Source organism: Luteimonas viscosa, assembly GCF_008244685.1.
GTDB lineage: Bacteria > Pseudomonadota > Gammaproteobacteria > Xanthomonadales > Xanthomonadaceae > Luteimonas > Luteimonas viscosa.
The window spans coordinates 530,032-550,432 of record NZ_VTFT01000002.1; the positions used below are offsets into that span (position 1 = coordinate 530,032).

Below are 20,401 nucleotides of genomic sequence, written 5' to 3' on the forward strand. Positions count from 1 at the left end.
GGATCCTCAGCCGTGGCGCGCGCGAGCCGCCTCGAACGCGGCGAGCTGTTCCGGCGTCGCCTCGCGCTGGTGCCTGGCCTTCCAGTCCGCGAACGGCTCGCCGTAGACCGCTTCTCGAGCCTCGTCGCGGGTCATGACGAGGCCCTGCAACTGCGCGGCCTCGCGATACCAGTCGGCCAGGCAGTTGCGGCAGAAGCCGGCGAGTATCATCAGGTCGATGTTCTGCACGTCCGGCCGCGCCTCCAGCAGGTGCTGGCGCAGGCGTCGGAACACGGCGGCCTCGATCTGCACGGTGTCGGCATCGGTGTCCATGGCTCGCTCCTTGGCTGCGGCGGGGTCGTGAGACAATACGCGCTCCCGATTCCGCCTTCCACGCCGCATGACCGCACGCATCCTCGACGGCAAGCGCATCGCCGATTCCCTGCTCGACGAACTGCGCCTGCGGGTCGACGCACGCGTCGCCCAGGGGCGGGCACGGCCGGGGCTGGCGGTGGTGCTGGTGGGCAGCGATCCCGCGTCGCAGTCGTACGTGCGCAACAAGCGTCGCGCGGCCGAGAAGGTCGGCATCCAGGCCTTCGATTTCGACCTGCCGGCCGGCACCGGCGAGGCCGAGCTGCTCGGCCTGATCGACCGGCTCAACGCCGATCCGGCGGTGCACGGCATCCTCGTCCAGTTGCCGCTGCCGGGCATCGCCGATGCCACCCGGCTGATCCACCGCATCGATCCGCGCAAGGACGTCGACGGCTTCCACCCGGAGAACGTCGGCCACCTGGCGCTGCGCCAGTTCGGCCTGCGTCCGTGCACGCCGCGCGGCATCACCACGCTGCTGGCGTATACCGACCGGCCGGTACGCGGCCGCAGCGCGACGATCGTCGGCGTGAGCAACCACGTCGGCCGGCCGATGGCGTTGGAACTGCTGATCGCCGGCTGCACGGTCACCAGCTGCCACAAGTTCACCCCGCACGAGGTGTTGCGACGGCATGTAGGCGAGGCCGACATCCTGGTGGTCGCGGTGGGCCGGCCCGGGCTGGTCCCGGGCGAGTGGGTGAGGCCGGGCGCGGTGGTGATCGACGTCGGCATCAACCGGCTCGACGACGGCCGCCTGACCGGCGATGTCGGATTCGCCGCCGCTGCCGAACGCGCGAGCTGGATCACGCCGGTGCCGGGCGGGGTGGGGCCGATGACGGTGGCGACGCTGATGCAGAACACGCTCGAGGCCGCCGAGGCGGCGGATCGCTGACGCCCGGTCGCGTGGGGCGCTGCCGCTCGCAGTGATTTCACGGCCGCGGCGCCACACTGCCGGTTCGTGTGCGGGTCGGCAGCGTCGTGCTGCGTGTCGGAGGCAGGAACCATCGTCGCTCGTTGGCGCACCATTCGCCGGTCGGTCTTCGGGGCAGCGTCCCTGGCGCTGCTGCTGGCCGCATGCGGTGGGCCCCAGTCCGCACTCGATCCGGCCGGCCCGGCCGCGGAGGAAATCGCCACCGGCTGGTGGCTGATGTTCGCCGGCGCGTGCGCCGCGTGGACGCTGGTGCTGGCGCTGGTGCTGCTGGCGATGCGGCGAGGGCGCGGACTGGCCCCACGCGCGGGCGGGCGGCTGATCCTCGCCGGCGGCGTGGCCCTGCCGACGGTGTTGCTGGCGGCGCTGCTGGTGTACGGAACGCTCGCGAGCGACCGGGTGACCGGAAGCGGCGCCGATGTCGCCCACGTGGTGCGCGTAACCGCGCGCCAGTGGCGCTGGGAGTTCGAGTACCTCGACCGCGACGGCGTCGTCCGTGCGGCCTCGGTCGACCGCCTGGCGATGCCGCTGGGCGAGATGGTCGAGTTCCACGTCGGCAGCATCGACGTGATCCACAGCTTCTGGATCCCGCGCCTGGGCGGCAAGGTCGATGCGATTCCCGGGCGCACCAACCTGCTGCGCCTGCGCGCGGACCGCACGGTGCCGATGCGCGGGCAATGCGCCGAGTTCTGCGGACTCGAGCATGCGCGGATGGCGTTCCGGGTCGATGTGCTGGATGCGCGCGCCTACCGGGCCTGGCTGCGCGAGAACGCGGTCGTCGCCGACGATGGGGCGGCGCGATGAGCGGCACGCCGGGCGACGCGCGCGCGATGGACGCGATGGAAGCGGGGGAGAACGCGCGCCGGCTCGATGCGCTGGCGCGCATCTGGAGCAACGGGCCGGGCCTGGCCGGCCAGCTGACCGCGGTCAACCACGGCACGATCGCGGTGCGCTTCATCGCCACCGGCTTCGTGTTCCTGCTGGTGGGCGGGTTGCTGTCGATGTTCATCCGCCTGCAGCTGGCCTGGTTCGACGCCGAGGTGCTGGACCCGCGCCGCTACAACCAGTTCGTGACCCTGCACGGGACCACGATGATGTTCCTGTTCGCGGTGCCGATCATGGAAGGCTTCGCGATGTACCTGCTGCCGAAGATGATCGGCGCGCGCGACCTGCCGTTCCCGCGGCTGAGCGCGTTCGGCTGGTGGTGCTACCTGTTCGGCGGACTGTTCCTGTATTCGAGCCTGCTGTTCGACGCGGCGCCCGATGGCGGCTGGTTCATGTACGTGCCGCTGACCGACGCCACGTTCTCGCCGGGAAAGGGGCCCGATTTCTGGCTGATCGGCGTGACCTTCGCCGAGATCGCGGCGGTGACCGCGGCGGTGGAGCTGATCGTGGCGGTGCTGGTCACGCGGGCGCCGGGCATGGACATCCGGAAGATGCCGCTGTTCGCCTGGGCGATCCTGGTGACGGCCTTCATGATCGCGCTGGGGTTCCCGCCGCTGATCCTGGCCAGCATCCTGCTGGAGCTGCAGCGCGCGTTCGGATTCGTGTTCTTCGATCCCGCGCTGGGTGGCGATCCGCTGTTGTGGCAGCACCTGTTCTGGCTGTTCGGGCATCCGGAGGTCTACATCATCTTCCTGCCGGCGGCGGGCATGGTGTCGATGGTGGTGCCGACCTTCGCGCGGCGCCCGGTGGTGGGATATTCCTGGATCGTGCTGGCGTTGGTGGCCACCGGCTTCCTCAGCTTCGGGCTGTGGGTGCACCACATGTTCGCGGTCGGCATCCCGCTGCTGGCGCTGGCGTTCTTCAGCGCGGCGAGCATGGCGGTGGCGATCCCGACCTCGATCCAGGTGTTCGCCTGGATCGCGACGCTGTGGTCCGGGCGGCCCTGGCTGCGGCTGCCGATGCTGCACATCTTCGGCTTCTTCGTCGTGTTCGTGCTCGGCGGGCTGACCGGGGTGATGCTGGCCTTCGTGCCGTTCGACTGGCAGGCGCACGACACCCACTTCGTGGTCGCGCACCTGCACTATGTGCTGATCGGCGGGATGATGTTCCCGCTGTTCGCCGGGCTGTACTACTGGCTGCCGCTAGCCACGGGACGTATGTCCTCGGAGAGCACCAGCCGCACGGCGTTCTGGCTGGTATTCGTCGGCTTCAACCTGACCTTCCTGCCGATGCACCTGACCGGCCTGCTGGGCATGCCGCGGCGGGTGTCCACCTATTCGCCGCAACTGGGCGTGGAATGGCTCAACCTGCTGTCCACCGCCGCGGGCTTCCTGCTGGCGGTGGGGATCGTCGCGATCCTCATCGATGCGGGCCTGTGCTTCGCCCACGGCCGGCGTGCGCGCGCGAACCCGTGGCGGGCCGGCACGCTGGAATGGGCGCTGCGCGCACCGGTCCCGAACTACAACTTCGCCTCGATGCCGGTGGTGGCGGACCTGTATCCGCTGTGGCACGACCGCGGCCTGGCCGCGCGCAGCGCGCGCACCGACGGCCTGCTCGGCGACCCGGCCAGCGGACGGCGCGAACTGCTGGGCACCGGCCCGGTCTCGGCGCGCCCGGAGCAGGTGGTGTTCCTGTCCGGCTCCTCGTGGCTGCCACTGGCCTGCGCGCTGGTGATCGCGGCGCTGCTGGCGTGCTTCATCGCCGGGCTGTACGCGCTGGCCGCCGCCTGCCTGCTGCCGCTGGTGGCGCTGTTCGTCGGCTGGGCCTGGACCACCGGGCACCGCGGGGCGCCGGACCGGGTCGAGGCGGGGCAGGGCACATCGCTGCCGCCGCAATACGCCTGCCGCAACGCCCCGGGCTGGTGGGCGGTGGTGGGCACGCTGCTGATCGTCGGCTCGCTGTTCGCCTCGCTGGTGTTCGCCTACTTCTACCTGTGGCTGGGCGCGGCGGCATGGCCGCCGGCGGGACAGCCTCCCGCGGCGCTCCGCGGCTCGCAGCTGTGGCCCCTGCTGCTGCTCGTGGGTGCCGGGCTCGCGGGCCGGCGCGCAACCGCCTCGCTGCGTGGCGGGCAGGGACGCCGCGCTGCCACGGCGATGGCGCTGGCCGCCCTGGCGGCCGCGGGATTCGCGCTCGCGCACCCGGCGGTATTGGCGATGTCGGTCGGCGCGCCGCAGGCACATGCCTACGCCGCGGTGGTCTGGACGCTGGCGGGGTTCTGCGCGCTGCATCTCGCGGTGGCGGCGCTGCTGTGCGGGTTCGTCTGCGCGCGCGTCGTGCGCGGCCACGAGCATGCCGGACGCGGGCTCGAATGGCGCGTCGCGCATGCCTTCCTGCGCTATGCGCTGGTCCAGGCCGCGATCGGGTGGGCGGTGTTGCACCTGTTCCCGGTGCTGCAATGAACGCACCGCCGCGCCCGCGCCGCTTCTCGTGGATCGCCTCGCCGATGCTGGCGTGGGGCCTGCACTTCGCCACGGTCTATTCGCTGCAGGGCCTGGGCTGCGCACGCGGCTGGGGCGATGCGGCGACGCGCCTGGCGATGGGCGCCGCCACCGTGCTGGCGCTGGTGGCGGTGGGCTGGATCGGGCTGCGTGCGTGGCGACGCCTGCGCACGGTGGCGGGCACCCGGGACGGCACGTTCGCCGCGCGGCTGGTGGCGATCCTGTCGCTGCTGGCCGCGGTCGCGATCGGCTTCACCGCGCTGCCGATGTTCCTGCTCCTTCCCTGCGAGTGACCCGGCGCATGCGCAAGACCCTCGAGCAACCCGTCGCCGAAGAGCGCAGCCCCACGGTTCCCAGCCGCGTGGCCTTCCGCCAGCATCCGCTGCATCCGATCATCGTGGTCTATCCGGTCACGGCGCTCAGCCTGCTGCTGCCGGCGGATGCGCTGTTCCTGTGGACGGGCAACGGGTTCTGGGCGACGGCGGCGTGGTGGCTGAACGTGCTCGGCCTGGGCAGCGGCCTGCTGGCGGCCGTGCTCGGGATGGCCGACATGTTCCTGATTCCGCTCGCGCGCCGCCACGTCTCGGTCTGGAGCCATTTCGTGGCAGGGGTGATGCTGCTGGCGCTGGCGGCGATGGGCGTCTGGCTGCGGGCCCCGGACCATGCGGCCGTCTGGCCATGGGCCCTGCTGCAATCGTCGTTCACGCTGCTGATGGTGCTGGTGGTCGGATGGCTGGGCGGCACGCTGACCTTCGGTCACGGGATCGGCGTCTACGGTCACTGCCCGGGCGAGGACTCCGCGGACGCGGCCGACGAGGCGCTGGACGAATGAGCGACAGGCTCCGCGGTCCGGGCGCCGCCGGGCGCCGGCAGATCGCCCGCGCTGCGGGGCTTGGCGCCGGTGAGCGCGGCGATCGCGAGCAGCAGGACCAGCGGTGCCCACGCCAGGACACCAGTGAGGAGCGCGATGCCGCGCACGCGCCGGCCGTGCCCCAGCGCATGCAGGTGCGCCCCGAGCCACAGGTGCAGCAGCACCACCAGGGTCACCAGGCACAGCTTGGCCACCAGCCAGCCGCCGGGCGTCGCCCAGGGAATCAGCGCCATTCCGAAACCGATGGTCAGCACGCCCGCCGGCGTGGCGATGCGGAAGAACAGGCGGTTCGCCACCGGGTTGAAGAACGCGTCGCGGCCATCGCGCTGCCCGCGCCTGCGTGCCGCGAACAGGCGCGCCATCAGGAACAGCCCGGTGAACCAGACCGCCATGCTGCCGATGTGGGTGACCTTCAGCCAGAACAGCATCACGCGTCTCCGTTGCAGGTCCGGCGCCGGATGTGGAGGCCCGCCTGCGTCTTGATGGTGGCCGTGGTGCCGGGACTTGCGACCGCGCATTCGCGTGGCGAGGGACCGCCGGCGCTGCAAGAGGCCTGGTCCCTGTCGCCCTGGCTGCTGGTGCCGCTGCTGATGTTCGCGACGGCGTATGCGCTCGGCATCGCCCGGCTGTGGCGTGGCGGACATGCCGGCCGTGGCGTTTCGCGCGCGCAAGCCGCTGCCTGCGCGGCGGGCCTGGTGGCGCTGCTGCTGGCGACGGTCTGGCCCTTCGACGCGTTGGGCGAATGGTCGCTGGCGGCGCACATGGCGCAGCACATGCTGCTGCTGGCGGTGGCGCCGCCGCTGCTGCTCGCCGCGCGCCCGGTCGCGGTGCTCGCGGCGGCGCTGCCGGTGGCGTGGTCGCGGACGCTGCATCGCGCACTGCGCGCACTGCCGCAGCCGGTGGCGCTCTCGCTCGCGTTCGCCACGGCCACGAACGTCGCGGTGATGTGGGGCTGGCACCTGCCCGCGGTCCTGGACCTGGCGCTGCGCAGCGAGCCGGTGCACTGGCTGATGCACGGCAGCTTCCTGCTCGCCGGCCTGTGGCTGTGGGCGCTGCTGTGGCAGCGGCTGCGGGACGATTCGGGGGGAGCGCTCGCGGGCGCCGTGGCGGTGGTGGTCGTCATGATGCAGATGGGCTTCCTGGGAGCGCTGCTGACGTTTTCCGGACGAGTGCTGTACCCGGTCTACGCGGAGCGGGCGCCCCGCCTGGGAATGGAGGCGCTGGTCGACCAGCAACTCGCCGGGCTGGTGATGTGGGTTCCCGCGTGCCTGCCATACCTCGCCGGCGCATTGTGGCTGCTGGCGCGTGAACTGCGCGGGGTGAGGGGTCGCCCCGGCTGAGCCCGGGGCTGCACCGTGGCGGGCTCTTGCCCGTCGGCGCGTGGACGCGAGGCACCCGCGCGGTGGCCTGATCGCAGGATCCCGGGCCGGGCGCGGGCGGGTGGTTGCTCCCGCACCGGTCGCTGCAGGGATGCGGGCATTGGCCGCTCGCCCCGGCGCGTGGTCGACAGCCGGCGAGTCGATGCATGAGCCTTGGTCACAGGCGCGGCCCCGGGCGTGGATTGCGCGTCCGGCCGGCACGCTGCGGACCACCGGCACGGTGCCGGGCGTTGCCGCAGCGCGGTATAATGCCGCGCTTCCCCACCGATCCCGGGACTGCCGATGCTCCGCATCCAGGCTGAAGCACTGACGTACGACGACGTTTCCCTCGTCCCCGCGCATTCCACCGTCCTGCCCAAGGACGTCTCGCTCGCCACCCCCCTCACGAAATCCCTGCGCCTGAACCTGCCGATCGTGTCGGCGGCGATGGACACCGTGACCGAAGCGCGCCTGGCGATCGCCATGGCCCAGCTCGGCGGCATCGGCATCGTGCACAAGAACCTCAGCGCCGAACGCCAGGCGGCCGAGGTGCAGCAGGTCAAGAATTTCGAGGCCGGGGTGATCCGCGAACCGTTCACGGTCAGCCCCGAGACCACCATCGGCGAGGTGCTCAAGCTCACCCGCGCGCGCCGCATCTCCGGCGTGCCGGTGGTCGACGAAGGCCGCCTGGTCGGCATCGTCACCGGCCGCGACATGCGCTTCGAGAAGAAGCTCGACGACCCGGTCCGCAACATCATGACCAAGAAGGACCGCCTGGTCACGGTGCGCGAAGGCGCCAGCGACGACGAGGTCATCGGACTGCTGCACAAGCACCGCATCGAGAAGGTGCTGGTGGTCAACGATGCGTTCGAGCTGCGCGGCCTGATCACGGTCAAGGACATCCAGAAGAAGTCCGACAACCCCAACGCCGCCTACGACGCCGACGAACAACTGCTGGTCGGCGCCGCGGTGGGCGTGGGTGGCGACACCGAACATCGCGTGGAGCTGCTGGTCGCCGCCGGCGTGGACGTGGTGGTGGTGGACACGGCGCATGGCCATTCCCAGGGCGTGCTCGACCGAGTGGCCTGGGTCAAGAAGACCTTCCCGAACCTGCAGGTGGTCGCCGGCAACATCGTCAGCGGCGATGCCGCGCTGGCTTTGATGGATGTCGGTGCCGATGCGGTGAAGGTGGGCGTGGGCCCGGGTTCGATCTGCACCACGCGCATGGTCGCCGGCGTCGGCGTGCCGCAGGTGACCGCGGTGTCGATGGTGGCCGAAGCGCTGCAGGACCGCATCCCGCTGATCGCCGATGGCGGCATCCGCTATTCCGGCGACCTGGGCAAGGCGCTCGCAGCTGGCGCATCCACGATCATGATCGGCGGCCTGTTCGCCGGCACCGAGGAATCGCCTGGCGAGACCGAGCTGTTCCAGGGCCGCAGCTACAAGAGCTACCGCGGCATGGGCTCGCTGGGGGCGATGGAGAAGGGCAGCAAGGACCGCTATTTCCAGGATGCCAGCGAAGCCGACAAGCTGGTGCCGGAAGGGATCGAGGGCCGGGTGCCGTACCGCGGACCGCTCAGCGGCGTGGTCCACCAGCTCGCCGGCGGACTGCGCGCGACCATGGGCTACGTCGGCTGCGCGAGCATCGAAGAGATGCGCAGGAAGCCGCAGTTCGTGAAAGTCTCCGGCGCCGGGCAGCGCGAAAGCCACGTCCATGATGTGCAGATCACCAAGGAACCGCCGAACTACCGGATGAGCTAGGCGCTCGCTCGCGCGCAACGTCGCGCGAACCACGCGATGCCCGGCCTGCGAAGGCCGGCCCATCCGGCAGCATCACGCAGCAGCATCACGCCGTCGCCATCGATCACTGCCCGTCGACGCGGGCAGGTCCATACCGGGAAGGGGACTCCATGCCAGAGCTGTCGAGCCTGATCGCGTTCTCCCTGATCGCGCTGGGCATGGTGCTGACGCCCGGGCCGAACATGGTCTACCTGGTCTCGCGATCGATCTGCCAGGGGCGCAACGCAGGCCTGGTGTCGCTCGCCGGCGTCGCGCTCGGGTTCGTGTTCTACATGCTGTGCGCCGCGGTCGGCATCACCGCGCTGGTCATGGCGGTGCCCTTTGCCTACGACACGTTGAGAATCGCGGGTGCGGTCTACCTGCTGTGGCTGGCCTGGCAGGCGATCCGCCCGGGCGGGCGTTCGCCGTTCGAGGTCAGGACGCTGCGGGCCGACAGCCCGCGCAGGCTGTTCGCCATGGGCTTTCTCACCAACCTGCTCAATCCGAAGATCGCGGTGATGTACCTGTCGCTGCTGCCGCAGTTCATCGATCCCGCGCAGGGCAACGTGTTCGGCCAGACGCTGGCGCTGGGGACGGCGCAGATCGCGATCAGCGTCGCCGTCAACGCCGCCATCGTGTGCTGCGCCGGTGCGGTCGCGGCCCTGCTGGCGGGCCATCCGACATGGGCCCGCATGCAGCGCTGGCTGATGGCCACCGTGCTGGCGGGCCTGGCGGTCCGGATGGCGACCGAAGCAAGACGTTGATCCCCACTTTTCCCGCGATTCAATCCGAACCCGCCGCATGACCGACATCCACAGCGACAAGATCCTGATCCTCGACTTCGGCGCGCAGTACACCCAGCTGATCGCGCGCCGAATCCGCGAACTCGGGGTCTACTGCGAGATCTGGGCCTGGGACCACGACCCGGCCGAGATCGCGACGTTCGCGCCGAAGGGCATCATCCTCTCCGGTGGCCCGGAATCGACCACGTTGCCGGGCGCGCCCGCCGCGCCCCGGGAAGTGTTCGATTGCGGCCTGCCGCTGCTCGGCATCTGCTACGGCATGCAGACGATGGCGGCGCAGCTGGGCGGTGCCACCGAGGCCGCGGACCAGCGCGAGTTCGGGCATGCCGAGGTCGAGATCGTCTCGCCGGACGCGCTGTTCTCGGGGTTGACCGACCATCCGGGCAAGGCGCGGCTCAACGTCTGGATGAGCCATGGCGACCACGTCTCCCAGGTGCCACCCGGATTCGCCATCACCGCCGCCACCGATCGCATCCCGGTCGCCGCGATGGCGAACGAGGACCGGCGCTGGTACGGCGTGCAGTTCCATCCCGAAGTCACGCACACCCTGCAGGGGCAGACCCTGCTGCGGCGTTTCGCGGTGGACGTGTGCGGCTGCGCCACGCTGTGGACCGCGGCCCACATCATCGACGACCAGATCGCGCGCGTGCGCGAACAGGTCGGTTCGGACGAGGTGGTGCTGGGCCTGTCCGGCGGCGTGGACTCGTCGGTGGTAGCCGCGCTGCTGCACAGGGCCATCGGCGACCAGCTGACCTGCGTTTTCGTCGACACCGGCCTGCTGCGCTGGCAGGAAGGCGACCAGGTGATGGCGATGTTCGCCGAGCACATGGGCGTGCGCGTGGTGCGGGTGGATGCGGCCGACCGCTACTTCGAGGCGCTGGCGGGCGTCGCCGATCCCGAGGCCAAGCGCAAGATCATCGGCAACCTGTTCGTCGAGATCTTCGAGGAGGAGTCGGCGAAGCTCGCCAACGCGAAATGGCTGGCGCAGGGCACGATCTACCCCGACGTGATCGAGTCGGCCGGAAGCAGGACCGGCAAGGCCCACGTGATCAAGAGCCACCACAACGTGGGCGGCCTGCCCGCCCACATGAAGCTCGGCCTTGTGGAGCCGTTGCGCGAGCTGTTCAAGGACGAGGTGCGTCGGCTGGGGGTCGAACTCGGCCTGCCGCGCACCATGGTCTACCGCCATCCGTTCCCGGGCCCCGGACTGGGCGTGCGTATCCTCGGCGAGGTCAGGCGCGAGTATGCGGAGTTGCTGGCGAAGGCCGATGCGATCTTCATCGAGGAACTGCGCAAGGCCGACCTGTACGACAGGACCAGCCAGGCCTTCGCGGTGTTCCTGCCGGTGAAGTCCGTCGGCGTGGTGGGCGATGCGCGCGCCTACGAGTGGGTGATCGCGCTGCGCGCGGTGGAGACCATCGACTTCATGACCGCGCACTGGGCGCACCTGCCGTACGAGTTCCTCGGCACGGTCTCCAACCGCATCATCAACGAATTGCGCGGCATCTCGCGCGTGGTCTACGACATCTCGGGCAAGCCGCCGGCGACGATCGAGTGGGAGTAAGATCGCCCCCGGGCCCGCGGGGGCGGGCCTGATGATTCGGGATCGAACGGGGAGGGAACCTGATGCTGGGGAAGCTGTTGCTCGTGGCTGGTCTGGGGATTGGTGCCGTGGTGGCGTATGAGCAGGGTCGTTCGATCGACGAAGCCGACGTGCGTGCCCATTACCGGGAACAGCTCGAAGCCCTGCGTGCGTTCGACGAGGAAGCCGTATGCGCCGGCATGGCCGACGACTACAGCCTCGCGGTGGTCGATCGCACCGGCGGACGGCCCGGGAGCACGACATTGAACGGATCCGAATCCTGCGACCTGAGCCGGAAGATGCTGGGGTTCATGCGCCAGATGTCGGAACAGACCGGCGGCCTGCTCACGATCGATGTCAGCTACGACATCGGTTCGGTGGTGATTGCGCCCGACGGCCGCACGGCAATGGTAGAGGCGACCAGCACGGCCAAACTCGGCGACCGGCTGATCAGCCGCACCCGTGGCCGGGAAAAGCTGTCGCGTTCGTTCTGGCGGACCCGCAGCCATGGAGGGGATGCGCAGGTCTGGAGCTACGGCGGCTGATCAGGCGCTCTCGCCTCATGGCGACAGGGTGGACTCCGGTGCGGCGCGGGGCCTGGCGGCCCGCAGAAGTCACCTGCCACCTCGAGGATCCGGCTGGCGGACCAGTTGGTCTGCGCAGCAATCCGAGGGGCGCGATGCATCCCTGGCGGTAGAATCCCATCGATGTGGCCACGCCGGCCGCTCGGCGCCCGTGATGCGGGCGCGCCGCCGCAACTGACGGAGAACCGCATGCAGTCCAGACCCTTCGGCCGAACCGGCCATACCGTCGGCGAGATCGGGTTCGGCGCCTGGGCGATCGGTGCGGCCTGGGGCAAGGTCGACGACGTCACGTCGCTGGCCGCGCTGCACGCGGCACTCGACGCCGGCCTGGATTTCATCGATACCGCCGACGTCTACGGCGACGGCCATTCCGAGCGCCTGATCGCACGGGTGCTGAAGGAGCGTGGCGGCGAGCGCCCGTTCGTGGCCACCAAGGCTGGCCGCCGCCTGCCGGCGCAGACGGTGGACGGATACACGGTGGCCAACCTGGAAGGCTGGATCGACCGCAGCCTGCAGAACCTGCAGACCGATTGCCTGGACCTGCTGCAGCTGCACTGCCCGCCGACCGACGCGTACTACCACCCCGAACTTTTCGACCACATGGATCGCCTGGTGGAGCGTGGCAAGCTGCGCCACTACGGCGTGAGCGTGGAGCGCGTGGAGGAAGCGCTCAAGGCCATCGAATACCCGAACGTGGCGAGCGTGCAGATCATCTACAACATGTTCCGCCAGCGAGCGGCGGACCTGTTCTTCCGCGAGGCGAAGCGTCGCGGCGTCGCGGTGATCGTGCGCGTGCCGCTGGCCAGCGGGCTGCTCACAGGCAAGTTCCGCGCCGACACGCGTTTCGAGGAAGACGACCATCGCCGGTTCAACCGCCACGGCGAGGCCTTCGATGTGGGCGAGACCTTCGCCGGCGTGCCCTACGAGGTCGGGCTGGCCGCGGTGGAGAAGCTGCGGCCGCTGGTGCCCGAGGCTGCGACCCTCGTCCAGCTCGCCTTGCGCTGGATCCTGATGGACGAGGCGGTGAGCGTGGTCATTCCCGGCGCCCGCACGCCCGCCCAGGCGCTCGCCAACCTCGCCGCGGCCGAACTGCCGCCGTTGCCCGAGGCGACCATGTCGGCGGTCGCCCGGATCTACGATGAGGACATCCGGCCGCACGTGCACCAGCGCTGGTGACCCGACGCTGGCGATGCTGATGCACGACGCGCACGAACAACCGGCCGGTAGCGCACAGGACGACGAGCGCTGGATGCAGCAGGCGTTCGCACTGGCCGAGCGCGCCGAGCGCGAGTTCGACGAGATCCCGGTCGGCGCGGTGCTGGTGGCCGCCGACGGCCGCCTCATCGGCGAAGGCTTCAACCGCAACATCGCTACGCACGATCCCACCGCGCATGCCGAGATCGTGGCGCTGCGGGCCGGCGGGCAGGCGCTGGGCAACCACCGGCTGCCGGGCGCCACGCTGTACGTGACGCTCGAGCCGTGCGCGATGTGCGCGATGGCGATCGTGCATGCGCGCGTGGCGAGGCTGGTCTACGGTGCGGCCGATCCCAAGACCGGTGCCTGCGGCAGCGTGTTCGACCTGCTGGCCGACCCGCGCCACAACCACCGCGTCGCCGTGAACGGAGGGGTGCTGGGCGAGGAGGCCGGGCGCCGGCTCAGCAACTATTTCCGGGCCAAGCGCGGCAAGCCGCCGCTGGACGGACAGGGCGGCCCGCCGGGCGCCAGCTGAGACCTGCCGAAGTGCGGCGTGGCCGCGTCCCGCGCCGCGTCACGGCCCGGTCGCCGCCATGCTGTTCCCCAACGGCCTGCGAAGGCCGCGTCAGAGCAGCGGACTGCGCCGGTTGGCGTAGCGGTGGCCGTCGTCCATCTCGTCGTTCACCGCGCGCACCGCCATGGACGCCTCGCTCGCCAGCAGCAGGCTCGAGCCGAACATCGACAGCACCCCCAGCACCGCCATGATCGTCGGCCACTGGCCGAACACGTGGTTGAAGAACGAATCGCCGGCGACCAGCAGGCTGGTGGCGACGAAGCAGCTGATCGCCACGTACAGCAGCTGGCTGGCGCGCAGGATGGTCAGGCTGCGGCGGCGCTGCACCGCGATCCGACGCTCCAGCAGCGCACGTTCCTCGACGTCCTCGCTCTCGGCCAGGTCCTCGAGCAGGGTGCGTGCGCGGTCGATGATGCGGGCCAGGCGCGCGTTGGCCGACGCCAGCAGCGCCGCGGTCGCGGTCAGGAAGAACGCCGGCGCGAGCATGGCGGTCAGGATCGCGTAGTGGGCGAGGGAGGCGTTCGGGGGCATGGCCGTCGGGGCGAATGGGCGCCGGGGTATCATGCCGCTTCCCGGCAACGACTGCGAGCGCATGGCACTGCACGACACCGCACATGGCGAGGGCCGCCTGGTCTGGATCGACCTGGAGATGACCGGCCTGGATACCGACCGCGATTCGATCCTCGAACTCGCCACCGTGGTCACCGATTCCGCGCTCAACGTGCTGGCGGAAGGGCCGGTCTTCGCGATCGCGCACCCGATGTCCGCGCTCGAGGCGATGGATGACTGGAACCGCACCCAGCATGGCAGGTCGGGCCTGTGGCGGCGGGTGCTGGAGGAGGGGGTTTCTGCGGCGGATGCCGAAGCCCGCACGCTGGAATTCCTGGCGCGGTGGATCGGGCCGGGCCAGTCGCCGATGTGCGGCAACTCGATCTGCCAGGACCGGCGCTTCCTGCATCGCGAGATGCCGGCGCTGGAACGCTACTTCCACTACCGCAACCTCGACGTCAGCACGCTCAAGGAACTGGCGCGGCGCTGGGCGCCGCAGGTGCTTGCGGGGGTGAAGAAGACCGCCGCGCACACCGCGCTCAGCGACGTGCGCGATTCGATCGATGAGTTGCGCCATTACCGCCGTTTCATGGGCGAGCTGGCGGGGCCCGCGGCCGTCCAGTGAGCCGGGTTGTTTCCCCGCTTCGATGTGCGTTGGCGATGCCGGCCATCCGGGGAGCATGGACATGACGCGCACCATCGCCCGCGCGAGCGGCATCGAGGCGGACAGCCTCGATCATGCGGACCTGCAGCGCGCCGTCGAGCTGCTCGAGGCGCCGACGATCACCGCGCGCATGGCCAACCTCGTCGGCGCGCCGCTGGAGTTCGCGGTACGCGCCCTGCCCGGGAAGGTGTCTGCGCGCATCCACGGCGCGGTCGAGGCGGCGCTGTACAAGTCGGCGCAGGCCGCGTTGTGGAGCATGGCCAACGTTCCCGGCCGTGCCGCCTCGACGCGCTGGCACAAGCTGGCCGCGGCCGGCACCGGTGCGGTCGGGGGCGCGTTCGGCTTCACCGCGCTGTTCCTGGAATTGCCGGTATCGACCACGATCATGATGCGGGCGGTGGCCGACGTGGCGCGCAGCGAAGGCTTCGACCTCGCCGAGCCCTCCACCCGCCACGCGTGCCTGGAAGTGTTCGCGCTCGGCGGCCACTCCGGCCAGGACGACGCCAGCGAGACCGGCTACTACCTCGCACGCGGCTTCACCGCCGACGTCATGCGCCACCTGTCGGCCGAGCTGGCAGGACGCACGGTGGCGGGGCGGGGGATCACTACGGGTCTGGGTTCGAAGGAGGCCGGCAAATGGCTGGCCAAGCTGGTCGAGCGGGTCGCCACCCGCTTCGGCGTGGTGGTGACGGAGAAGTTCGCCGCGCAGGCGGTGCCGATCGTGGGCGCCGCCACCGGCGCGGCACTGAACACGATGTTCACCGACTACTACCAGGACGTCGCGCGCGGCCACTTCATCGTCCGCCGGCTGGAGCAGCGTTACGGCGAGGCGGCGGTGCAGGAGGCCTACGACGCGCTGGCGATGCGCCGGCGCGATTGAGGACGGCGGCGACCCTCCCGGGGAAAGGCCGCCACCGCCGGAACCGCAGCGTCAGCCGGCGGCCTCCGCCTTCGCCTTGGACTTCGCCAGCCTCAGCCAGGTATCGACCACGGTGTCGGGATTGAGCGACACCGATTCGATGCCTTGCTCCATCAGCCACTGGGCGAGGTCGGGATGGTCGCTCGGCCCCTGGCCGCAGATGCCGATGTACTTGCCCTTCGCGCGCGCCGCCTTGATGGCCATCGACAGCAGCTTCTTCACCGCCGGATTGCGCTCGTCGAACAGGTGGGCGACAACCGCCGAATCCCGGTCCAGGCCCAGGGTGAGCTGGGTCAGGTCGTTGGAACCGATCGAGAAGCCGTCGAAGATGTCGAGGAACTCGTCCGCCAGCAGCGCGTTCGACGGCACCTCGCACATCATGATGATCTTCAACCCGTCCTCGCCCTGCTTCAGGCCGTTCGCGGCCAGCACCTCGATCACCTTGCGCCCCTCGTCGAGCGTGCGCACGAACGGGATCATCACCCACAGGTTGTCCATGCCCATCTCGTTGCGCACCTTGCGCACCGCGCGGCATTCGAGCGCGAAGGCCGCGGAGAAGGACGGATCGACGTAGCGGCTGGCGCCGCGGAAGCCGATCATCGGGTTCTCCTCGTGCGGCTCGTAGGCCTGGCCGCCGATCAGGTTCGCGTACTCGTTCGACTTGAAGTCCGACAGGCGCACGATCACCGGATGCGGCGCGACCGATGCGGTCAGCGTGGCGATGCCTTCGGCGAGGCGGTCCACGTAGAAGTCGACCGGCGAGGCGTAGCCGGCGGTCTTGCCGTCGATCTTCTTCTTCGTCTCCGCGTCCTGGCGGTCGTATTCGAGCAGGGCATTGGGATGCACGCCGATGTGCGCAGCGATGATCATCTCCAGCCGCGCCAGTCCGATGCCGGCGTTCGGCAACTGGCCGAAGTCGAACGCGCGCTCGGGGTTGGCGACGTTCATCATGATCTTGAGCGGCGCCTCGGGCATCGAGGTCAGGTCGGTGGTGATGCGCTCGAAGGGCAGGGCGCCGGCGTAGATGTAGCCGGTATCGCCCTCGGCGCAGCTCACCGTGACCTCGACGCCGTCCGCGATCGCGTCGAGCGCGTTGCCGGTGCCGACCACCGCGGGTACGCCCAGCTCGCGGGCGATGATCGCCGCATGGCAGGTGCGCCCGCCGCGATTGGTCACGATCGCCGAGGCGCGCTTCATCACCGGCTCCCAGTCCGGGTCGGTCATGTCGGCCACCAGCACGTCGCCCGGCTGCACCCGCTCCATGTCCTCGAGGCGGCGCACCACGCGCGCCACGCCGCTGCCGATCTTCTGGCCGATGGCGCGGCCTTCGGCCACGACGTCGCCGCGCCGCTCCAGCGAGTAGCGCTCGATCTGCGTGGCGCGGGTACGCGATCTGACCGTTTCCGGACGCGCCTGGACGATGAACAGCTTGCCGCTCACGCCGTCCTTCGCCCACTCGATGTCCATCGGGCGGCCGTAGTGGTCCTCGATCACCAGCGCCTGCTTCGCGAGTTCCTGCACGTCCGCATCGGAGATCGAGAACGCGTTGCGCAGTTCGGCCGGCGTGTCCTCGGTGCGCACCCGCTCGCCGGGCCGGTCGGAGTACACCATGCGCAGCTGCTTGGCGCCGATCGAACGGCGCAGGATCGCCGGCTTGCCGGCCTTGAGCGTGGGCTTGTAGACGTAGAACTCGTCCGGGTTCACCGCCCCCTGCACGACCATCTCGCCCAGGCCGTAGCTCGAAGTTATGAACACCACGTCGCGGAAGCCGGACTCGGTATCGAGCGTGAACAGCACGCCGGACGCGCCGACATCCGAGCGCACCATCAGCTGCACGCCGGCGGACAGGAACACGTCCTCGTGCTTGAAGCCATGGTGCACGCGGTAGGCGATCGCGCGGTCGTTGTAGAGGCTTGCGAAGACTTCCTTGACCTTGCGCACCACGTCGTCGGCGCCGGTGACGTTGAGGAACGTTTCCTGCTGGCCGGCGAAGGAGGCATCGGGCAGGTCTTCGGCGGTGGCCGAGGAGCGCACCGCCACCGCGACGTCGCCGCCTCCGTTCTCCTCGCAGAGGCGGGCGTAGGCCTTGCGGATGTCGGCGTCGAGCTCCGGGTGGAGCGGGGCGTCGATGACCCAGCCGCGGATCTCGCCGCCGGCCGCCGTCAGCGCACCGACATCCTCCACGTCGAGCGTGGCGAGCCGGTCGAAGATGCGCTGGTGCAGGGTGTTGTGCGCGATGAAGGCCCGGAACGCATCGGCCGTGGTCGCGAATCCGCCGGGCACCGAGACCCCCAGCCCCGACAGTTCCCCGATCATCTCGCCCAGCGAGGAATTCTTGCCGCCGACCTGGGCCAGGTCGGCCAGCCGCAGGTCGTGGAGCCACAGGATGTTCGCCGTCGTGGCCGACGGCTGCGGGGCAGGCTGGTTCAAGGTGGACTCTCCGAAGTCGAGAATGACGCAAGGATCGGGCGTTGCCCGACCGAAAACGCTATTTTAGCCCCCACATCGGCCACGGCATCCGCACGGGGCCCTGGAGACAGCGTTGTCAACGATCAGACCGGTGTTCTACGTCTCCGATGGAACCGGTATCACTGCCGAGACCATCGGCCACAGCCTGCTCACGCAGTTCGCGGGCACCAAGTTCAGCACCAACCGCATTCCGTTCGTCGACAGCGTGGAGCGTGCGCTCGAGGTCGCAGACCGCATCCGCGCCACCGGGGAGGCGCAGGGCGTGCGCCCGATCGTGGTCAATTCCTCGGTGGATCCGGACATTTCGGCGGCCATCGCCCGCAGCGGCGCGCTGATGCTGGACGTGTTCGCGCCCTTCATCGATCCGCTCGAGGCCGAACTCGGCGAGAAGCGGCAGCCGAAGGTGGGGCAGGCGCACGGCATGGTCGATTTCGAGACCTACCACCGGCGCATCAATGCGATGAACTTCGCGCTGACGCACGACGACGGCATGTCGATCAACTACGACCACGCCGACGTGATCCTGGTGGCCGTCTCGCGCGCCGGAAAGACGCCCACCTGCATCTATCTCGCGCTCCACCATGGCGTCGCCGCGGCCAACTATCCGCTCACGGACGAGGATCTCGAGCACGACCGCCTGCCGCCGCGCCTGCGCGCGCACCGTTCGAAGCTTTTCGGCCTGACGATCGACCCCGTGCGCCTGCAGCAGATCCGCCAGGAGCGCCGCCCCGACTCCCGCTACGCCCGGCTGGACACCTGCCAGCGCGAGGTGTCGGCGGCCGAGAAACTGTTCCGGGCCGAACGCATCCCGGTGCTCAGCACCACGCACGTGTCGATCGAGGAGATCTCGAGCAAGGTGATGTCGACGCTGGGGATCCAGCGGGTCATGTACTGAGCGGTACGCGCGCAGGGCAGGGCACGCAGGTGCGGCGATCGGGGATGCGCGGCAGCGAACCGTGAACGCAGCGCAGGAACACTTAACGTAGGCGCTCGTAGTGGATCCGTCAATGCTGCACGCGCGCGATTCCAGCGTGTAGCATCGGGCCATGCACGAGGTCGCCGCCCGCAATGCCGTCATCCCCAGGTTGGGCCGTTTCGGCTGGCTGATGGCGCTGTACGCGGAGAACTTCCGGCGCATGACCCGCCTGTTCGAACCCGCGGACCTCGAGGCCGGCCGCTATGTCTCGACCATCGGCGACGGGCTCGACGTCCAGCTCGACGTCCTGCACCAGCACGTCTACACCACGGAACTGCGGCTGACTTATGGCGTGATCGACCCTGTTACCGGGGAGCCGGACCCGTCGGCGTTCCTGCGCCTGTATCGCGACGCGAAACAGGCCGAGGCCACGCACTGCTACGTGGGGCGGCGCTGGCAGGACGTGATCGGCATGTACCCGCCGCCGGCGGAAGTGCTCGACCATCGCATGCGCATGAACACCTTCCTCGGCAAGTGGCTCCAGTACCTGGCCGAGAGCGGGCACGGCGTGGCCACGCTGCGGCGGTGCGGGGAAGCGGCGGAGGCGGGGGTCGGGGCGGCCACGGCGTGGACCCCGAGCCAGGGGTAGGGAAGTTCCGCGAGCCGCCGGCAGGGCGTGTTCAGCCGCAGGCGCCGACCAGCACGTTGTCGCCACAGCGCATGTGCACCCGCACCCCCGTGGGGACGCCGATCGACGCGTGGCAGTCGCGCGCCATTTCCGTGGCCCTGGCGATCGCGACCGACCGCTCCACGTTGCGGGCGACCTGGTAATGGTCGATCCGGACCTGCCAGCCCGGGACGTCCGGCTCCACCGCGATCAACGTGCGTTCCATGTGGCGACTCCCGATGGCACTGGCCTTCCGGCCCGATCGACCGTTCGGGAAGCATCCGCCTGCCGCAGGCGCGGCGCAGTCGGACGATGGAGCGGCTTCGTGTAGGAAAAGCCTGACCCGCCAGGGTGGGCAGGCGACCTTTCCAACGACGTGGAGCCGGCGCCGGTTTCGCGTCCGAAAGCGGGCACGGACGCAGGTCGTTGGCGGCGAGCAGGCCGTCGCGGATGGGGTCCGCGGACGTCGCGAGGCGGCAGTCTCACCGGGAGGCGGTGGCCGACAGCCCGGTTGGCCTGGCGACAGGAGGGCGCCAGACAGGCAAAAAACAAGGGCCCGGTTGCCCGGGCCCCTGCGTAAAATGGCGTCCCCACGGGGATTCGAACCCCGGTCGCTACCGTGAAAGGGTAATGTCCTAGGCCTCTAGACGATGGGGACGCGGTGAAGCTGATGTCTGGCTCCCGCGCGGCCTGTGCGAGGAAACCTGTCGACGAATAACTGGTGGAGCCAGGCGGGATCGAACCGCCGACCTCCTGCATGCCATGCAGGCGCTCTCCCAGCTGAGCTATGGCCCCACGGCTGGAAAGCGCGAA

The 20,401-nt window shown here is 69.9% G+C and carries 21 protein-coding genes and 2 tRNA genes; 16 read left to right on the top strand and 7 right to left on the bottom strand.

Annotated features, from left to right (window positions below; translation table 11 throughout):
- Positions 1–6: 6 nt before the first annotated feature.
- Positions 7–312: a DUF1244 domain-containing protein gene (locus tag FZO89_RS16955; RefSeq protein ID WP_149104603.1), complete on the bottom strand. Its 306-nt coding sequence runs from the start codon at positions 310–312 to the stop codon at positions 7–9.
- Positions 313–379: 67 nt separating this feature from the next.
- Here FZO89_RS16955 and folD point away from each other — a divergent pair, with 67 nt between their 5' ends.
- From folD to FZO89_RS16980, 5 genes are all read left to right on the top strand, one after another.
- Positions 380–1,240 (top strand): bifunctional methylenetetrahydrofolate dehydrogenase/methenyltetrahydrofolate cyclohydrolase FolD, encoded by an 861-nt coding sequence (folD, locus tag FZO89_RS16960; protein WP_149104604.1) that lies wholly within the window; start codon positions 380–382, stop codon positions 1,238–1,240.
- 255 nt (positions 1,241–1,495) lie between these two features.
- Positions 1,496–2,080, top strand: a complete 585-nt coding sequence (locus FZO89_RS16965; RefSeq protein WP_262378755.1) for a cytochrome c oxidase subunit II — start codon at positions 1,496–1,498, stop codon at positions 2,078–2,080.
- Positions 2,077–4,620: a cytochrome c oxidase subunit I gene (gene ctaD / locus FZO89_RS16970; RefSeq protein ID WP_149104605.1), complete on the top strand. Its 2,544-nt coding sequence runs from the start codon at positions 2,077–2,079 to the stop codon at positions 4,618–4,620. The genes FZO89_RS16965 and ctaD overlap by 4 nt, the downstream gene beginning before the upstream one ends.
- The gene (locus tag FZO89_RS16975) at positions 4,617–4,952 is read left to right on the top strand and encodes a hypothetical protein (protein WP_149104606.1); all 336 of its coding nucleotides are present in this window, start codon (positions 4,617–4,619) and stop codon (positions 4,950–4,952) included. Before ctaD ends, FZO89_RS16975 begins: the two co-directional genes overlap by 4 nt.
- A gap of 8 nt (positions 4,953–4,960) precedes the next feature.
- Entirely contained in the window at positions 4,961–5,491 is a 531-nt protein-coding gene (locus tag FZO89_RS16980; protein WP_149104607.1) for a DUF2231 domain-containing protein, read from the top strand.
- Here FZO89_RS16980 and FZO89_RS16985 read toward each other — a convergent pair.
- Positions 5,437–5,958: a CopD family protein gene (locus FZO89_RS16985; protein WP_262378756.1), complete on the bottom strand. Its 522-nt coding sequence runs from the start codon at positions 5,956–5,958 to the stop codon at positions 5,437–5,439. The genes FZO89_RS16980 and FZO89_RS16985 overlap by 55 nt on opposite strands.
- Before the next feature lie 54 nt (positions 5,959–6,012).
- On the opposite strand from FZO89_RS16985, the gene FZO89_RS16990 reads away from it, so the two are divergent.
- The 7 genes from FZO89_RS16990 to tadA all read left to right on the top strand — a co-directional run bounded on the left by FZO89_RS16990 (position 6,013) and on the right by tadA (position 13,365).
- Positions 6,013–6,870: a cytochrome c oxidase assembly protein gene (locus FZO89_RS16990; protein ID WP_425480490.1), complete on the top strand. Its 858-nt coding sequence runs from the start codon at positions 6,013–6,015 to the stop codon at positions 6,868–6,870.
- Positions 6,871–7,191: 321 nt separating this feature from the next.
- Positions 7,192–8,649, top strand: a complete 1,458-nt coding sequence (guaB, locus tag FZO89_RS16995; protein ID WP_149104610.1) for an IMP dehydrogenase — start codon at positions 7,192–7,194, stop codon at positions 8,647–8,649.
- A 149-nt stretch (positions 8,650–8,798) separates the two neighbouring features.
- On the top strand, positions 8,799–9,431 hold the full coding sequence (locus tag FZO89_RS17000; protein WP_149104611.1) for a LysE family translocator: 633 nt from the start codon (positions 8,799–8,801) through the stop codon (positions 9,429–9,431).
- A gap of 37 nt (positions 9,432–9,468) precedes the next feature.
- Positions 9,469–11,034, top strand: coding sequence for a glutamine-hydrolyzing GMP synthase (guaA, locus tag FZO89_RS17005; RefSeq protein WP_149104612.1), 1,566 nt, complete (start codon positions 9,469–9,471; stop codon positions 11,032–11,034).
- A gap of 62 nt (positions 11,035–11,096) precedes the next feature.
- A complete protein-coding gene (locus FZO89_RS17010) occupies positions 11,097–11,597 on the top strand; it encodes a hypothetical protein (RefSeq protein ID WP_149104613.1) in 501 nt (166 codons plus the stop codon).
- Positions 11,598–11,825: 228 nt separating this feature from the next.
- The gene (locus tag FZO89_RS17015) at positions 11,826–12,812 is read left to right on the top strand and encodes an aldo/keto reductase (protein ID WP_149104614.1); all 987 of its coding nucleotides are present in this window, start codon (positions 11,826–11,828) and stop codon (positions 12,810–12,812) included.
- A 19-nt stretch (positions 12,813–12,831) separates the two neighbouring features.
- Positions 12,832–13,365, top strand: coding sequence for a tRNA adenosine(34) deaminase TadA (tadA, locus tag FZO89_RS17020; protein WP_149104672.1), 534 nt, complete (start codon positions 12,832–12,834; stop codon positions 13,363–13,365).
- Positions 13,366–13,455: 90 nt separating this feature from the next.
- Here tadA and FZO89_RS17025 read toward each other — a convergent pair whose 3' ends face one another.
- Entirely contained in the window at positions 13,456–13,935 is a 480-nt protein-coding gene (locus FZO89_RS17025; RefSeq protein ID WP_149104615.1) for a DUF2721 domain-containing protein, read from the bottom strand.
- Between the two features lie 61 nt (positions 13,936–13,996).
- On the opposite strand from FZO89_RS17025, the gene orn reads away from it, so the two are divergent.
- Together orn and FZO89_RS17035 are read left to right on the top strand one after the other, a co-directional pair.
- A complete protein-coding gene (gene orn / locus FZO89_RS17030) occupies positions 13,997–14,578 on the top strand; it encodes an oligoribonuclease (protein ID WP_149104616.1) in 582 nt (193 codons plus the stop codon).
- 61 nt (positions 14,579–14,639) lie between these two features.
- Positions 14,640–15,497 carry an EcsC family protein gene (locus FZO89_RS17035; RefSeq protein ID WP_149104617.1) on the top strand — a complete coding sequence of 286 codons (858 nt, stop codon included), beginning with the start codon at positions 14,640–14,642 and terminating at the stop codon, positions 15,495–15,497.
- Positions 15,498–15,548: 51 nt separating this feature from the next.
- Here the strand turns inward: FZO89_RS17035 and ppsA are convergent, their stop codons facing one another.
- Positions 15,549–17,966 carry a phosphoenolpyruvate synthase gene (ppsA, locus tag FZO89_RS17040; protein WP_149104618.1) on the bottom strand — a complete coding sequence of 806 codons (2,418 nt, stop codon included), beginning with the start codon at positions 17,964–17,966 and terminating at the stop codon, positions 15,549–15,551.
- A gap of 112 nt (positions 17,967–18,078) precedes the next feature.
- Between ppsA and ppsR the strand changes: the two genes are divergently transcribed.
- Together ppsR and FZO89_RS17050 are read left to right on the top strand one after the other, a co-directional pair.
- A complete protein-coding gene (gene ppsR / locus FZO89_RS17045) occupies positions 18,079–18,900 on the top strand; it encodes a posphoenolpyruvate synthetase regulatory kinase/phosphorylase PpsR (protein ID WP_149104619.1) in 822 nt (273 codons plus the stop codon).
- A gap of 151 nt (positions 18,901–19,051) precedes the next feature.
- Positions 19,052–19,570, top strand: coding sequence for a DUF1249 domain-containing protein (locus FZO89_RS17050; protein ID WP_149104620.1), 519 nt, complete (start codon positions 19,052–19,054; stop codon positions 19,568–19,570).
- Between the two features lie 31 nt (positions 19,571–19,601).
- Here FZO89_RS17050 and FZO89_RS17055 read toward each other — a convergent pair whose 3' ends face one another.
- The 3 genes from FZO89_RS17055 to FZO89_RS17065 form a co-directional block, all read right to left on the bottom strand.
- Complete coding sequence (locus FZO89_RS17055) at positions 19,602–19,814, bottom strand: hypothetical protein (protein WP_149104621.1); 213 nt, start codon at positions 19,812–19,814, stop codon at positions 19,602–19,604.
- Positions 19,815–20,170: 356 nt separating this feature from the next.
- Positions 20,171–20,246 (bottom strand) — tRNA-Glu (locus FZO89_RS17060).
- Between the two features lie 61 nt (positions 20,247–20,307).
- Positions 20,308–20,383, bottom strand: a tRNA-Ala gene (locus FZO89_RS17065).
- Between the last annotated feature and the right edge of the window lie 18 nt (positions 20,384–20,401).